13 protein-coding genes are annotated in these 15,628 nt (G+C 59.9%); 8 read left to right on the top strand and 5 right to left on the bottom strand.

Features of this window, described 5'->3' with window-relative positions; all coding sequences use genetic code 11:
• Window positions 1-193 precede the first annotated feature (193 nt).
• Window positions 194-1,012 (bottom strand): posphoenolpyruvate synthetase regulatory kinase/phosphorylase PpsR, encoded by an 819-nt coding sequence (gene ppsR, locus OPU96_RS04225; protein ID WP_192297167.1) that lies wholly within the window; start codon window positions 1,010-1,012, stop codon window positions 194-196.
• Between the two features lie 178 nt (window positions 1,013-1,190).
• On the opposite strand from ppsR, the gene ppsA reads away from it, so the two are divergent.
• The 8 genes from ppsA to OPU96_RS04185 all read left to right on the top strand — a co-directional run bounded on the left by ppsA (window position 1,191) and on the right by OPU96_RS04185 (window position 9,288).
• Window positions 1,191-3,566 (top strand): phosphoenolpyruvate synthase, encoded by a 2,376-nt coding sequence (gene ppsA, locus OPU96_RS04220; RefSeq protein ID WP_226454889.1) that lies wholly within the window; start codon window positions 1,191-1,193, stop codon window positions 3,564-3,566.
• A 106-nt stretch (window positions 3,567-3,672) separates the two neighbouring features.
• Window positions 3,673-4,662 carry an alpha/beta fold hydrolase gene (locus OPU96_RS04215; RefSeq protein WP_226454890.1) on the top strand — a complete coding sequence of 330 codons (990 nt, stop codon included), beginning with the start codon at window positions 3,673-3,675 and terminating at the stop codon, window positions 4,660-4,662.
• 188 nt (window positions 4,663-4,850) lie between these two features.
• Window positions 4,851-5,342: a ribonuclease E activity regulator RraA gene (rraA, locus tag OPU96_RS04210; protein ID WP_032887592.1), complete on the top strand. Its 492-nt coding sequence runs from the start codon at window positions 4,851-4,853 to the stop codon at window positions 5,340-5,342.
• A 25-nt stretch (window positions 5,343-5,367) separates the two neighbouring features.
• Complete coding sequence (cmaX, locus tag OPU96_RS04205) at window positions 5,368-6,363, top strand: divalent cation transporter CmaX (RefSeq protein WP_192297164.1); 996 nt, start codon at window positions 5,368-5,370, stop codon at window positions 6,361-6,363.
• Window positions 6,364-6,449: 86 nt separating this feature from the next.
• Entirely contained in the window at window positions 6,450-6,695 is a 246-nt protein-coding gene (locus OPU96_RS04200; protein ID WP_192297163.1) for a CrfX protein, read from the top strand.
• A gap of 2 nt (window positions 6,696-6,697) precedes the next feature.
• Complete coding sequence (locus OPU96_RS04195) at window positions 6,698-7,522, top strand: mechanosensitive ion channel family protein (protein ID WP_003175519.1); 825 nt, start codon at window positions 6,698-6,700, stop codon at window positions 7,520-7,522.
• Window positions 7,523-7,609: 87 nt separating this feature from the next.
• Window positions 7,610-8,200 carry an RNA polymerase sigma factor SigX gene (gene sigX / locus OPU96_RS04190; protein ID WP_122485727.1) on the top strand — a complete coding sequence of 197 codons (591 nt, stop codon included), beginning with the start codon at window positions 7,610-7,612 and terminating at the stop codon, window positions 8,198-8,200.
• A 107-nt stretch (window positions 8,201-8,307) separates the two neighbouring features.
• A complete protein-coding gene (locus OPU96_RS04185; protein ID WP_226454892.1) occupies window positions 8,308-9,288 on the top strand; it encodes an OmpA family protein in 981 nt (326 codons plus the stop codon).
• Between the two features lie 60 nt (window positions 9,289-9,348).
• On the opposite strand, the gene cobA is transcribed toward OPU96_RS04185, so the two are convergent.
• From cobA to nirB, 4 genes are read right to left on the bottom strand one after another with little or no spacing between them, the layout of a single operon-like run.
• Window positions 9,349-10,092, bottom strand: coding sequence for a uroporphyrinogen-III C-methyltransferase (gene cobA / locus OPU96_RS04180; protein WP_226454893.1), 744 nt, complete (start codon window positions 10,090-10,092; stop codon window positions 9,349-9,351).
• Window positions 10,093-10,102: 10 nt separating this feature from the next.
• Window positions 10,103-12,811 (bottom strand): nitrate reductase, encoded by a 2,709-nt coding sequence (locus OPU96_RS04175; protein WP_498558689.1) that lies wholly within the window; start codon window positions 12,809-12,811, stop codon window positions 10,103-10,105.
• Entirely contained in the window at window positions 12,811-13,128 is a 318-nt protein-coding gene (gene nirD, locus OPU96_RS04170) for a nitrite reductase small subunit NirD (protein WP_192297159.1), read from the bottom strand. The genes OPU96_RS04175 and nirD overlap by 1 nt, the downstream gene beginning before the upstream one ends.
• The gene (gene nirB / locus OPU96_RS04165; protein WP_498558688.1) at window positions 13,125-15,578 is read right to left on the bottom strand and encodes a nitrite reductase large subunit NirB; all 2,454 of its coding nucleotides are present in this window, start codon (window positions 15,576-15,578) and stop codon (window positions 13,125-13,127) included. Before nirB ends, nirD begins: the two co-directional genes overlap by 4 nt.
• Window positions 15,579-15,628 lie beyond the last annotated feature (50 nt).

The raw sequence follows: 15,628 nt of genomic DNA, 5'->3' as shown, positions 1-15,628 counted from the left end.
GTCCAAGCCTAAAATGTGTAAACGATGTCCCCGGTTTCAGATGTAAAGGATGTCTACGGTTCTACACCCGCGCTGGGCGGCGAAGCCGCCCCAATAAGGCCGCCGCGGTGTTTCAGAAAGACCGCGGCCGCCTGGATTTGGGGCGGCTGCGCCGCCCAGCGCGGGGCAAGCCCGCTCACTACAGGCTTCGGGGTTACTTGAAGCGGCGCTCTACGCCTTTTTCGACCAGAATCTTCGCGGAAATCTCTTCCACCGAGAAATGCGTGGAATTGATGTGCGCAATATTCTCGCGGCGGAACAGATTTTCCACTTCACGCACCTCGAATTCGCACTGCGCATAGCTGGAATAACGGCTATTGGGCTTGCGCTCGTTGCGGATCGAGGTAAGGCGGTCCGGGTCGATGGTCAGGCCGAACAGCTTGTGCCGGTGCGAACGCAAGGCCGCAGGCAGCGTCAGGTGTTCCATGTCGTCCTCGGTCAGCGGATAGTTGGCCGCGCGGATACCGAATTGCATGGCCATGTACAGGCAGGTCGGGGTCTTGCCGCAGCGCGATACGCCCACCAGGATCAGGTCGGCCTTGTCGTAGTAGTGCGTGCGGGCACCGTCGTCATTGTCGAGGGCGAAGTTCACCGCCTCGATACGCTCCATATAGTTGGAGTTATGGCCAATGGAATGGGACTTTCCTACGGAATACGAGGAGTGTTCACTCAGCTCTTGTTCCAGGGGCGCCAGGAAGGTCGAGAAGATGTCGATCATGAAACCATTCGACGTTGCGAGAATCTCACGGATGTCTTGATTGACGATCGTGTCGAAAATGATCGGCCGAAAGCCGTCTTTTTCAGCCGCCAGATTGATTTGTTGTACCATGGCCCGCGCTTTTTCCACGCTGTCGATGTAAGGCCGCGTGAATTTGGCGAAGGTAATGTTTTCGAACTGCGCGAGCAGGCTTTGACCCAATGTTTCGGCTGTGATGCCGGTGCCGTCGGAGATAAAGAAAGCAGATCGTTTCATTTGAGCCCTGGGCCTTAAGCTGATGACGAATCTTGGATATGATAGGCGCGATTTTGCCGTCCCACAGTGGGCCGCATTCTCACTTATTTTCCAGGTCCAGGCCACAAACGCCGGCGAAAGCTCCTACTGAGCAGCCCGCGTCCTGAGCTTTTCCAACACAGTTAGTGGAGAGATCACCTTGGTAGAGTACGTAGTTTCCCTCGATAAGCTCGGCGTCCATGATGTAGAGCACGTAGGGGGCAAGAACGCATCCCTCGGCGAGATGATCAGTAATCTTGCAGGCGCTGGTGTATCGGTGCCCGGTGGTTTTGCCACCACGGCCCAGGCTTACCGCGATTTCCTCGAACTGAGCGGCCTCAATGCTCAGATCCACGCCGCGCTGGACGCACTGGACGTCGACGACGTCAACGCCCTGGCCAAGACCGGCAGCCAGATCCGCCAGTGGATCATGGAAGCCGAGTTCCCCGAGAAGCTCAACGCGGAAATCCGCACCGCCTTCGCCGCCCTGTCGGCGGGCAACCCGGACATGGCCGTCGCCGTGCGCTCCTCGGCCACTGCCGAAGACTTGCCGGACGCCTCCTTCGCCGGTCAGCAGGAAACCTTTCTGAACATCCGCGGCGTGGAAAACGTGATCCGCGCGGCCAAGGAAGTCTTCGCCTCGCTGTTCAACGACCGCGCCATTTCCTACCGCGTACACCAAGGTTTCGACCACAAGCTGGTGGCCCTGTCTGCCGGTGTGCAGCGCATGGTGCGTTCGGAAACCGGCACCGCCGGCGTAATGTTCACCTTGGACACCGAATCCGGCTTCCGTGACGTGGTGTTTATCACCGGCGCCTACGGCCTGGGCGAAACCGTCGTACAAGGCGCGGTAAACCCGGACGAATTCTACGTACACAAGGGCACCCTCGAAGCGGGTCGCCCGGCCATCCTGCGCCGTAACCTGGGCAGCAAGGCCATCAAGATGATCTACGGCGACGAGGCCAAGGCCGGTCGCTCGGTCAAGACCGTTGATGTCGACAAGGCCGAGCGCGCGCGTTTCTGCCTGACCGACGCTGAAGTCAGCGAATTGGCCAAACAAGCGATGATCATCGAAAAGCACTACAAGTGCCCGATGGACATCGAGTGGGCCAAAGACGGCGACGACGGCAAGCTGTACATCGTGCAGGCCCGTCCGGAAACCGTGAAGAGCCGCACTTCGGCCAACGTCATGGAACGCTACCTGCTGAAAGAAACCGGCACCGTGCTGGTGGAAGGCCGTGCCATCGGCCAGCGCATCGGCGCCGGCAAGGTGCGGATCATCAAGGACGTGTCCGAAATGGATAAAGTCCAGCCAGGTGACGTACTGGTCTCCGACATGACCGACCCGGATTGGGAACCGGTGATGAAGCGCGCCAGCGCGATCGTCACCAACCGTGGCGGGCGGACTTGCCACGCGGCGATCATCGCCCGTGAGCTGGGGATTCCTGCGGTGGTGGGTTGCGGTAACGCTACCCAGCTGTTGAAAGACGGCCAGGGCGTGACGGTTTCCTGCGCCGAAGGCGATACCGGTTTCATCTTTGAAGGTGAGCTGGGCTTCGACATCAAGCAAAACTCCATCGATGCCATGCCAGACCTGCCGTTCAAGATCATGATGAACGTCGGCAACCCGGACCGTGCCTTCGATTTCGCGCAACTGCCGAACGCCGGTGTGGGCCTGGCCCGCCTGGAGTTCATCATCAACCGCATGATCGGCGTGCACCCCAAGGCCCTGTTGAACTACGACGGCCTGCCGCTGGACATCAAGGAAAGCGTCGACAAGCGCATCGCCGGCTACAACGACCCGGTGGGCTTCTACGTCGAGAAACTGGTGGAAGGCATCAGCACCCTGGCGGCGGCGTTCTACCCGAAAAAGGTCATCGTGCGCCTGTCGGACTTCAAGTCCAACGAATACGCCAACCTTATCGGTGGCAAGCTCTACGAGCCGGAAGAAGAAAACCCGATGCTGGGTTTCCGTGGCGCCTCGCGTTACATCAGCGAAGCGTTCCGTGACTGCTTCGAGCTCGAATGCCGCGCCCTCAAGCGTGTGCGCAACGAGATGGGCCTGACCAACGTCGAGATCATGGTGCCGTTCGTGCGTACCCTGGGCGAAGCGAGCCAGGTTGTTGACCTGCTGGCTGAAAACGGCCTGTCCCGTGGCGAAAACGGCCTGCGCGTGATCATGATGTGCGAACTGCCGTCCAACGCCATCCTGGCCGAAGAGTTCCTGGAGTACTTCGACGGCTTCTCCATCGGTTCCAACGACCTGACCCAGCTGACCCTGGGCCTGGACCGCGACTCCGGGATCATCGCGCACCTGTTCGACGAGCGAAATCCTGCGGTCAAGAAGCTGCTGTCCAACGCCATCCAGGCCTGTAACAAGGCTGGCAAGTACATTGGCATCTGCGGCCAAGGCCCTTCCGACCATCCGGATCTGGCCCGCTGGCTGATGGAGCAGGGCATCGAAAGCGTCTCGCTGAACCCCGATTCCGTGCTGGAAACCTGGTTCTTCCTGGCGGAAGGCCAAGCGTCCGCCTAAGGTCGATACGTCAAAAGTGCCGGTCACCTGTCGCGGGTGACCGGCATTCTTATCTGTACAGGGCGGCAATCCCCGCGGACGCCGCCCTTTTTTGTGCAAGAGCATTATGCAAAGCAGTAGCAACCTGTTTCCTGTCGCCCTGATCAGCGCTGAACGTCGTGGCGACCTGAGTGAAGATGTCTACCGACTCAAACCCGGTAACAGTCCCGACGGCACCGTCGAGCTCGCGGTTACCCGTTTGGGCCTGGCGGATGTCCCGGAAAACCGGGGCATTCCCGTTATTTTATTGCATGGCAGTTTTTCCAACCGACGCTTCTGGTATTCGCCCAAGGGGCTCGGCCTGGGGGCCTACCTGGCGCGCCAAGGGTTTGATGTATGGATCCCGGAAATGCGCGGTCATGGTTTGTCCAAGCGCAACCATGACTACACGCGCAACCGCGTCGCCGACTATGCGCGTTACGATTTGCCGGCCATTGGCGCGTTTGTACGTGAGCAAAGTGCGCAGGTTCCGCACTGGATCGGCCATTCCCTGGGCGCCACGACCTTGGCTGCGGCCCTGGGAGGCGAGTATCTGGGGGCACCGGCGGTGGCTTCTGCGGCATTGTTTGGCTGTCAGGTCAGTCGCACGCATTGGCCGTTGAAGCTGCCGCCGGTGGAGTGGACTGGGCGCTTGCTGTTGAAACGCATCGGCGGGATTTCCGGCTCACGCTACAAGCGCGGCCCAGAGGATGAGCCGGCGGGCGTGCTGATCGAAGCCATGCGCTGGAATGGCCTGTTTGGCCGTTTTGGCGAGGGTAAGAATGATTGGTGGAAAGGTTTGGCCGAGGTCGATGTGCCGCTGTTGGCGGTGAGCGCCGCCGGCGATCATCAAGACCCGGACTGGGCCTGCCGCAAGCTGTTCGAACAGGTGGGTTCTGAGCATCGCCAGTACCTGTGCCTGGGACGCCAGCAGGGTTTCAGCGGGGATTTCGGGCACGTAGAGATGCTGGTCAGCAAGGCGGCGCAGGCTGAAGTGTGGCCGTTGATGACGCAATGGCTGAAGGATCCGCTCACACCTTTGCCCGGTGCCTCGGTCGAGCCTGCGACTAAGGTTTGATGGAGCGCTCAGCCACGGGCGTTTCGCTCCTTTGCGGTTGCGGCTAAGATATGACGCGCTGAACGCTTCTGGTCATATTCAGTCGCGCAGTGGCTATTGCGTTGCGGCGAAGCGAGTGGGATGTTCTGCGCCTGTTTCGACCGGTACTTCCTTGAAAGACACTTCTTTGGCAGAAAGGAATTTTTTCGATGAACCATTACGTGACCCCCGACCTGTGCGATGCCTACCCGGACCTGGTGCAGGTCGTCGAGCCGATGTTCAGCAACTTCGGTGGCCGAGATTCCTTTGGCGGTGAGATCGTCACCATCAAGTGCTTCGAGGACAACTCGCTGGTCAAGGAACAAGCCGACCAGCCGGGCGCTGGCAAGGTGTTGGTGGTTGACGGTGGTGGTTCCCTGCGCCGCGCCTTGCTGGGCGACATGATCGCCGAGAAAGCCGCGAAAAACGGTTGGGAAGGCCTGGTGATCTACGGTTGCATCCGTGATGTCGATGTCATCGCGCAGACCGACCTGGGGGTGCAGGCCCTGGCCAGCCATCCGATGAAGACCGACAAGCGCGGGATCGGCGACCTGAACGTGGTGGTGACGTTTGCCGGGGTGACGTTCCGTCCGGGTGAGTACATCTACGCCGACAACAATGGCGTGATTGTCTCGCCAAGCCCGCTGAAAATGCCTGAATAAACTGCAATAGCCGACAGGGGTGAGGATGTTCGAGGAAGAAAACGCGCAATGGGGGCTGGTGCATGCCCTGGTGCTGGACGGTAAAGGCGGTGCGCGTTCGATTGCCCGGACTGAGCTTGACGATTTGCAACTGCAGCCCCAGGAAAGCCTATGGCTGCACTGGGATCGCAGTCATCCCCAAACGCAGACCTGGCTGCGCAAATCCAGTGGCCTGAGTGAATTCGCCTGCGACCTGCTGCTGGAGGAAAACACCCGCCCGCGCCTGTTGCCACTGCCGGATGCGCAGCTGTTGCTGTTCCTGCGCGGGGTCAACCTGAACCCCGGCGCCGAGCCGGAGGACATGGTCTCGGTACGTATCTTTGCTGCGGCCAACCGGGTGATTTCCCTGCGCCTGCGACCGTTGCGTGCCACCGATGAGCTGTTGGTGCAGTTGGCGGATGGCAAAGGTCCTAAAACGGCGTCAGAACTTATCCTTTATATGGCGCAGTATCTGACCAATAAAGTGCAGGATCTGGTCACCGACCTGTCTGAAATCGTCGATACCGAGGAAGAAAAACTCGATACCGACGAACGGTATACCCCGGAACATGGCAGCGTTTTGCAGATCCGTCGGCGAGCGGCCGGGCTCAAGCGATTCCTCGCCCCGCAGCGCGACATTTTTGCCCAGCTGACGCGGATCAAATTGCCGTGGTTCTGTGACGACGATGCCGATTACTGGAACGAATTGAACAACAGTCTGACGCGTTACCTGGAAGAGCTCGAATTGGCTCGGGAGCGCGTGGGGCTTGTGCTGGAGGCCGAAGACCGGCGTTTGAGCGTGCGCATGAACCGCACCATGTACCGCTTCGGTATCATCACCGGGATCTTCCTGCCGATGAGCTTTCTCACCGGTTTGCTGGGTATCAATGTGGGCGGGATTCCGTTCTCCGCCAGCCCCTACGGATTCGTGATTGCCTGCCTAATGATGGTGGCGGTTGCGCTGGGACAATGGTGGCTATTTCGACGATTGCGCTGGGTTTGAGCTGAATATGAGCTGAACGTAGGAAGGGTCCTATGTGACCCCAAGAATTTTACCCTCGTCTTTTAAAACACTTGCGAGAGGTCTTTATGCACGATCCGTTCGAACAGTCTTTGCGTGACATGCTCAATGCTTCGCCATCCAACCGGGATGACGATGCCTGCCTGGGTCGCGTGCTGAAAACCGCCAACCGTCAGGTAGGGGCGGGTGATTTGTTCGGTCTGCTCGGTCGTTGGCTGCCGGCGTTGATGATGGCCCTGAACAATGGTTCGGCCCACGTATCGCCGGTTTCCCGTCGTAGATCTCTTGCTCGCACTGCTGATAAGGCTGATTGAATATGGAACTTGATCTCTGGACCCAGAGCCTGGTCACCGCGATGACCGCGTTGTGGACCAAGGTGGCGAACTTCATTCCCAACCTGTTTGGTGCTCTGGTACTGGTGTTGCTGGGCTTTGTCGTGGCCAAGCTGCTCGACACCCTGCTGTCCAAATTGCTCGCCAAACTGGGCCTTGATCGCCTGATGGCTGGCACCGGCCTGACCAAGTTGCTGGGGCGTGCCGGGCTGCAAGTGCCGATCTCCACGCTGATCGGCAAGATCGTCTACTGGTTCGTATTGCTGATTTTTCTGGTTTCTGCGGCTCAATCCCTTGGACTTGAGCGAGTTTCAGCTACGCTCGACATGCTGGCGCTGTATTTGCCGAAGGTTTTCGGCGGCGCGTTGGTGCTGCTGGTAGGCGTTCTGCTGGCGCAATTGGCCAATGGCCTGGTGCGCGGCGCCGCGGAAGGCGTGGGGCTGGACTATGCCGCAGGCCTCGGGCGAATTGCCCAGGGGCTGGTGATCATCATCAGTATTTCGGTCGCGATCAGCCAGTTGGAGGTCAAGACTGACCTGCTCAACCACGTGATTGTGATCGTTTTGATTACCGTTGGTCTGGCCGTTGCACTGGCCATGGGCCTCGGAAGCCGGGAAATTGCCGGCCAGATTCTTGCGGGAATCTATGTGCGTGAGCTGTATCAGGTGGGGCAACAGGTGCGTGTGGGCGAGGTCGAAGGGCAAATCGAGGAGATCGGTACAGTCAAGACGACAGTGCTGACCGACGACGGCGACCTCGTGTCGTTGTCCAATCGGATTCTCCTGGAGCAGCAGGTCAGTAGCCGCTAATCCGGCAAACCCTGCTAATGTACGCCGCCGCAAACCCGGGTGACCGGGCTGTAGCGGACATTGACCTGACTGTCGGCACGACTTGTTTTGAATAAAGCCCAAACGCTGTCCACGCGCTATGACCCCCGTGAGCTCTCTGATGAGGAGTTGGTCGCGCGCTCGCACACGGAGCTGTTTCACGTAACTCGCGCGTACGAAGAATTGATGCGCAGATATCAACGCACTCTGTTCAACGTTTGTTCAAGGTATTTAGGGAACGATAGAGATGCGGATGATGTCTGTCAGGAAGTGATGCTCAAGGTGCTGTACGGCTTGAAGAACTTCGAGGGGAAATCGAAGTTCAAGACATGGCTCTATAGCATCACGTACAACGAGTGCATCACGCAGTATCGCAAGGAACGACGAAAGCGTCGCTTGATGGACGCGTTGAGTCTGGACCCCCTTGAGGAAGCGTCTGAAGAGAAGACGCCGGCACCCGAGGAGAAGGGCGGACTCGATCGTTGGTTGGTGTATGTGAACCCGATTGACCGGGAAATTCTGGTGCTACGATTTGTCGCAGAGCTCGAGTTTCAGGAAATCGCTGACATCATGCACATGGGTTTGAGTGCTACAAAAATGCGTTACAAACGTGCTCTAGATAAATTACGTGAGAAATTTGCGGGCGAGACTGAAACTTAGTGCGTGGCAAATATCTCTTACGTGTAGGCAAGTTCTGTTAGACTTGTCGCCGAGTTGTCCCCCGGTTTGTGGGACTGCTTTACAATCACCAGATGGGGATTTAACGGATGAAACTGAAAAACACCTTGGGCTTGGCCATTGGTACTCTTATTGCCGCTTCTTCTTTCGGCGCACTGGCACAAGGCCAAGGCGCAGTTGAAGGCGAGCTGTTCTACAAGAAGCAATTCAACGATAGCGTTAAGCACATCGAAGACGGCTTCAACCCAGGCGCTCGCATTGGTTACTTCCTGACCGACGACCTGTCGTTGAACCTGTCCTACGACAAAACCAACCACACCCGTTCGAACGACGGTACTGGTAACCAGAAAATCAAAGGCGATACCGGCAGCCTGGTTGCCCAGTATCACTTCGGTCAAGCTGGCGTAGACAGCCTGCGTCCATACGTAGAAGGTGGTTTCGGTCACCAGAGCCGTGGCAACGTCAAAGCTGACGGCCACAGCGGTCGCGATCAGTCGACCCTGGCTATCGTTGGTACTGGCGTGAAGTACTACTTCACCGACAACCTGTACGCTCGTGCTGGTGTTGAAGCTGACTACGCTCTGGACAACGGCAAGTGGGATTACTCCGCATTGGTTGGCCTGGGTGTGAACTTCGGCGGCAACGCTGGCGCAGTAGCTCCAGCTCCTACCCCAGCACCAGCTCCAGAGCCAACTCCAGAGCCAGAAGCTCCAGTTGCTCAGGTTGTTCGTGTTGAGCTGGACGTTAAGTTCGACTTCGACAAGGCCGTTGTTAAGCCTAACAGCTACGGCGACGTGAAAAACCTGGCTGACTTCATGAAGCAGTACCCAGCTACCCACGTAGAAGTGGCTGGTCACACTGACTCCGTAGGTCCAGACGCTTACAACCAGAAGCTGTCCCAGCGTCGTGCTGACGCTGTTAAGCAAGTCCTGGTTAAAGACGGCGTTGCTGCCAACCGCGTAACTTCCGTAGGTTACGGCGAATCCCGCCCAGTTGCTGACAACGCAACTGAAGCTGGTCGTGCTGTTAACCGTCGCGTAGAAGCGTCGGTTGAAGCCCAAGCTCAGTAATTACTGAGTGGTAGAAAAAAGCCCGGCTCAGGCCGGGCTTTTTTTCGCCTGCAATTTGCCTCAGGCGCTGGCCGCTGCCGCTACATAAGCGGCTTGCCCACTGGCCGCGACCTTGCCAATCACCAGGATGGCCGGGCTCTTCAAGGCAAACGCCTGGGCGTCCTCATGCATCCGCGACAGCGCACTGCGGCATTCGCGCTGGTGAGGCAACGAAGCGTTTTCGATCATCGCCACCGGCATATCCGCCGCCATGCCGCCCTCCAGCAGTTGCTGGCGAATCTCCTCCAGCTTGGCCACCCCCATGTACACCACCAACGTCGTCCCGCTTTCGGCCAATGCACGCCAATTCAGGCTGCTGTCGTCCTGGGTATGCGCCGTGACCAGGGTTACACCACGGCTGACACCGCGCAACGTCAGGGGGATCGCGCAATTCGTCGCCCCCGCCAGACCCGCGGTAATTCCGTTGACCAACTCCACCTCGATCCCGCGCTCATGCAGCCACAGGGCTTCTTCGCCGCCCCGCCCGAAAATGCACGGATCGCCGCCCTTGAGCCGTACCACGCACTTACCCTGGCGCGCATAACGCAACATCAGGCGGTGGATGAAATCCTGCGGCGTCGAGCGACATCCACCGCGTTTTCCTACCGTGATCACCCGCGCACTCGCGCAGTGTTCCAGCACCGCCGGATTGACCAAGTCATCAATCAGTACCACATCGGCCTCATGCAGGGCCCTTACCGCCTTGAGGGTCAGCAGTTCCGGATCACCGGGGCCTGCGCCCACCAGCCAGACTTTTGCGCTCATGTCGTTGCCCTCACACACTGATTGCGATTGGCTGCGGGTTGCTCGCCAATAAACGTTTGATTTCCGGGACACAGGAGCCGCATTGCGTGCCGCAACCCAACTCCCGCTTCAACCCATCCAGATCCAGGCCCCGGCCAATGGCGCTGTACACAGCGTTCTCGCTGACGTTTTTGCAGTTGCACAGGATCTTGCTGCTGGCCGCCGCGCCCCCCGGCGGGGCGCTGAGGGGCGCCAACAACCAGCGGCGCAGTTGATCGTCTGTACGCCCCTCCAGCCACAGGCTTTGCAGCCAGTGCCGCGCCAAGGTTTCCCCGGCGAGGCGCAGCGCCGTGATACGGCCTTTTTCGATTTTCACCCGCTTGCCAATCGAGCGGCGCGGGTCGTCATAGGCCATCACCGGCCCGTCATTCAGGCCCAGCAATTGGTCGATACGCGTCAGCAGTTGCAGGTCGGGCGCCTCGCTGTGTGCTGCACGCACCAGCAGGGCAGGGCGCTCGCGCCCGGCCAGGCTCAGGCTCACGTAGGCAAAGCCCTCGCACAGCGGGCGCAAGGCTTCAAAGTGTTGCTGCACATCGCCCTCGATCAGGGCGAACAGCTGCCAAGGCAGGTGCACGGTCTCCAGGCGCACCCCGCTGTGCTTGAGTTCCGGCTGTTTCGACAACGGATCGAATGCCGGCTGGGTGAGTGCGTTCACGCCGCCCTTGAGAAAACGATCCCCCCAATGCATCGGCAGGAACGCCTGGCCCGGGCGCACACTGTCGTCCGCACTGACGGCCACGATCACTTGCCCGCGACGGCTTTTCAGGTTGACCAGATCACCGTCTTTCACGCGATGACGGCGCATTTCGTCCGGATGCAGGCTCAGCAATGCCTCGCTGACGTGCCCGAACAACTGCGCGGCAGTGCCGGTGCGGCTCATGCCGTGCCACTGGTCGCGCAGGCGGCCGGTGATCAGGGTCAGAGGGAAGCGTGCATCGCGCTGTTCCTTGGCTGCGCGATACGGGTCGGCGACAAACTGCGCGCGCCCGCTGGCGGTGGGGAAGCGGCCATCGCTATACAGGCGTGGCGTGCCGGCCTGTGCCCCTTTGGGAAACGGCCATTGTTGTGGTCCGATCTTGTCGAGCAGGGCGTGGCTGATGCCTGACAGGTCGAGGTCACGCTCCTGGGTCAGCAGTTTGTATTCGTCAAAAACCTGCGCAGGCTGCTCGAACGCAAACAAACTGTCGCGCCCTGGACGCAAACGACGTTCCAGGCGCTGTGCGAAATCTACGGTAATTGCCCAATCCGGCCGCGCTTCTCCCGGTGGGGCGATAGCTCGGCGGACGTGGGAAATGCGTCGTTCGGAGTTGGTCACCGTGCCTTCCTTCTCCCCCCAACTGGCGGCGGGCAACAACAGGTCGGCAAAGGCTGCGGTTTCCGTCGTCCGAAACGCCTCTTGCAACACCACAAAGGGACAAGCCGCCAACGCCGCGCGCACGCTGTTCTGGTCCGGCAGCGATTGCGCCGGGTTGGTGCAGGCGATCCACACCGCCTTGATCTTGCCGGCCTGCATCTGCTCGAACAGTTCGACAGCGGTCAGCCCGGTAGCCGCCGGCAACGACTCAACCCCCCAATACGCCGCAACCTGTGCGCGATGCTCTGGGTTCGCTGCCTCACGGTGCCCCGGCAGCAAATTCGACAAACTGCCGGTTTCGCGCCCGCCCATGGCATTCGGCTGACCGGTCAGGGAAAATGGCCCACAGCCTGGTCGGCCGATGGTGCCGGTGGCCAGGTGCAGATTGATCAGCGCGCTGTTTTTTGCGCTGCCGGCGGTGGACTGGTTAAGCCCCATGCACCACAGCGACAGGAAACTGCTGGAGGTGCCCACCCACTCGGCACACAAGCGCAGTTGCTCGACGCTGATCCCGCACAGCTGCGTGACCATCTGCGGCGTGTAGTCGTGCACCAAGCGCTTGAGCTCGGCCAAGCCCTCGGTATGCGCCTGGATAAACGCGCGGTCGATCCAGTCTTCCCACAGCAGCAAATGCAAGATCCCATGGAGCAACGCCACATCGGTGCCCGGCAGAATGGCCAGGTGCAGGTCAGCCAAGTCGCAGGTGTCCGTACGGCGTGGATCGATCACCAGCACTTTCATTTGGGGGCGGCGTGCCTTGGCCTCTTCAAGACGTCGGAACAATACCGGGTGGGCGTAGGCCATATTGCTGCCAACGATCATCACGCAGTCGCTGTTTTCCAGGTCCTCATAACTGCAAGGCGGCGCATCGGCACCCAGGCTGCGCTTGTAGCCGACCACCGCCGAGGACATGCACAGCCGCGAGTTGCTATCGATGTTGTTGGTACCCACCAGGGCGCGGGCGAGTTTGTTGAAACTGTAGTAGTCCTCGGTCAGCAGTTGCCCGGAGATGTAGAAGGCCACGCTGTCCGGCCCGTGTTCGGCGAGGGTGTCGGCGAACACGTTGGCGGCGTGTTCCAGCGCGGTATCCCAGTCGGTGCGCGAGCGCGCCAGGCCTTTGCCCAGGCGCAGCTCCGGGTACAAGGCGCGGGCGGATATGTCGCCGGTCAGGTGCAGGCTGGAGCCCTTGCTGCACAATTTGCCGAAGTTGGCCGGGTGGCTCGGGTCGCCCGTCACCCCCAGGATTTGCGCGCCGTCATGTTCGATCAACACGCCGCACCCCACCCCGCAATAGCAGCAGGTGGACGCGGTGGTCTGACGGTTCATCACACGGCGTCCCGCAGGGCCAGCAGCACCCGGCCGTTTTCCACACGGGCCGGGTGATGGTGGGCGCAACCGACGTCTGGTGCCTGGGCTTCGCCGGACGCCAGGTCGATCTGCCAGTTGTGCAGCGGGCAGGCCACGCGCTTGCCGTAGATCAAGCCTTGGGACAACGGGCCGCCCTTGTGTGGGCAGCGGTCGTCAAGGGCGAAGACTTCGTCATCACTGGTACGAAAAATCGCGATATCGCCCTTTGGGCCTTGGATGATGCGCGAGCCCAGCACGTTGATCTCGTCGAGGGCGCAGATATTCAGCCAGTTCATGCCGGCACCTCCAGTTGTTGGACGGGGATCACATCAAATTCTTTTTTCAGCAGCGGCTGTTCCAGGCGCTCTTTCCACGGATCTTGTTCGAACGACAGCGAGAACTGCAGGCGCTCGTTGAGGGCTTGGCGGCGGGCGGGGTCTTCGAGTACGGCTTTCTTGATGTGCTCCATGCCGACCCGTTGCAGGTAGTGCACGGTGCGCTCAAGGTAGAAGGCTTCTTCGCGGTACAGCTGTAGGAAGGCGCCGTTGTACTCACGCACTTCTTCAGCGGTTTTCAGCTTGACGAAGAACTCCGCCACCTCGGTCTTGATCCCACCATTGCCGCCGATGTACATCTCCCAGCCGGAATCGACGCCGATGATTCCCACGTCCTTGATGCCGGCTTCCGAGCAATTGCGTGGGCAGCCGGACACCGCCAGCTTGACCTTGTGCGGCGACCACATATTGAACAGGTCGTGCTCAAGCTCGATGCCCAGTTGCGTGGAGTTTTGCGTGCCGAAGCGGCAGAACTCGCTGCCCACGCAGGTTTTTACAGTGCGGATGGACTTGCCGTAGGCATGGCCGGATGGCATGTCGAGGTCTTTCCACACCCCCGGCAGGTCCTGCTTCTTGATACCGAGCAGGTCGATGCGCTGACCGCCGGTGACCTTGACCATTGGCACGTTGTATTTGTCGGCCACATCGGCGATGCGGCGCAGTTCCCCAGGATTGGTCACACCGCCCCACATCCGGGGGACTACGGAGTAGGTGCCGTCTTTCTGAATGTTGGCGTGGGCGCGTTCGTTGATCAGGCGCGATTGCGGATCGTCCTTGGCCTCGCCGGGCCAGGTGGAAATCAGGTAGTAGTTCAGCGCCGGGCGGCAGGTGGCGCAGCCGTTGGGCGTGCGCCAGTTGAGGTAGTTCATGGTGCCGGCGATGGTCAGCAAGTGCTGGTCGCGGATGGCCTGGCGGATTTGTCCGTGGTTGAGGTCGCTGCAACCGCAGATGGCTTTTTCGCTTTTCGGTTTGACATCGGCCGCACCGCCCACGGTGTTGATCAGGATCTGCTCGACCAAGCCGACGCAGGAACCGCAAGAACTGGCGGCCTTGGTGTGTTTTTTCACTTCATCGACACTGAACAAGCCCTGTTCCTGGATCGCCTTGATGATGGTGCCCTTGCACACGCCGTTGCAGCCGCAGACCTCGGCGTTGTCGGCCATGCTCATGGCCTTGTCCTGGCCTTGATGGCCTACGTCACCCAAGGCGTTTTCGCCGAACATCAGGTGGTCGCGGATCTCGCCGATGGCGTGGTTCTCACGGATCTGGCGGAAATACCAACCACCGTCGGCGGTGTCGCCGTACAGGCAGGCGCCGACCAGGATGTCGTCCTTGATCACCAGCTTCTTGTACACGCCGCCAATCGGGTCGGAGAGGGTGATGGTCTCGGTGCCTTCGCCGCCCATGAAGTCCCCGGCCGAAAACAGGTCGATACCGGTCACTTTCAACTTGGTCGAAGTCACCGAGCCTTTGTAGGTGGCAAAACCCAGTTGGGCCAAATGGTTGGCACAGACTTTGGCCTGTTCGAACAAGGGCGCCACCAGGCCGTAGGCGATCCCGCGATGGCTGGCGCATTCGCCGATCGCGTAGATGCGTGGGTCGTAGGTTTGCAGGGTGTCGTTGACCAGAATCCCACGGTTGCACGGGATACCGGATTTTTCCGCGAGTTCGGTGTTGGGGCGAATGCCGGCAGCCATCACCACCAAATCCGCGGGGATTATGTCGCCGTTCTTGAACTGCACCGAGCCGACGCGACCATTGCCGGCATCATGCAGCGCCTGGGTCTGTTCACACAGGCGAAACACCAGGCCTCGGCTTTCCAGTTCGGTTTGCAGCAGTTGGCCACTGGTCTTGTCCAGTTGTCGCTCCAGCAGCCACTCGCCGATATGCACAACGGTCACGTGCATACCGCGCAGCATCAGGCCGTTGGCGGCTTCCAGGCCGAGCAGGCCGCCGCCGATGACCACCGCGTGCTTATGAGTCTTGGCGGTGTCGATCATGGCCTGGGTGTCGGCGATGTCGCGGTAGCCGATCACGCCCTGCAAGGTATTGCCGGGGATCGGCAGGATAAACGGGGTAGAGCCGGTGGCGATCAGCAGGCGATCGTATTCGGCTTCGCTGCCGTCTTCGGCGATGACGATGCGTTTGACGCGGTCGATCTGCACCACTTTGCGGTTCAGCAGCAACTTGATGTTGTTGTCCAGATACCAGCTGAGGTCGTTGAGCACGATCTCTTCAAAGGTCTGTTCACCGGCCAGCACCGGCGACAGCAGGATGCGGTTGTAGTTGGTGTGCGGCTCGGCGCCGAACACGGTGATGTCGTACAGGTCGCTGCTCAGCTTGAGCAATTCTTCAAGGGTGCGAACCCCGGCCATGCCGTTGCCGATCATCACTAATTTGAGTTTTTTCATGTCGTTCTCCGCAATGGCTCGACAAATCACGCGCAAACAAAAAAAGGCGT

It is taken from the genome of Pseudomonas sp. RP-B7, from assembly GCF_059803535.1.
The sequence above is the reverse complement of the archived record's forward strand: the minus strand, read 5'-3'. Positions and strand labels throughout refer to the sequence as shown.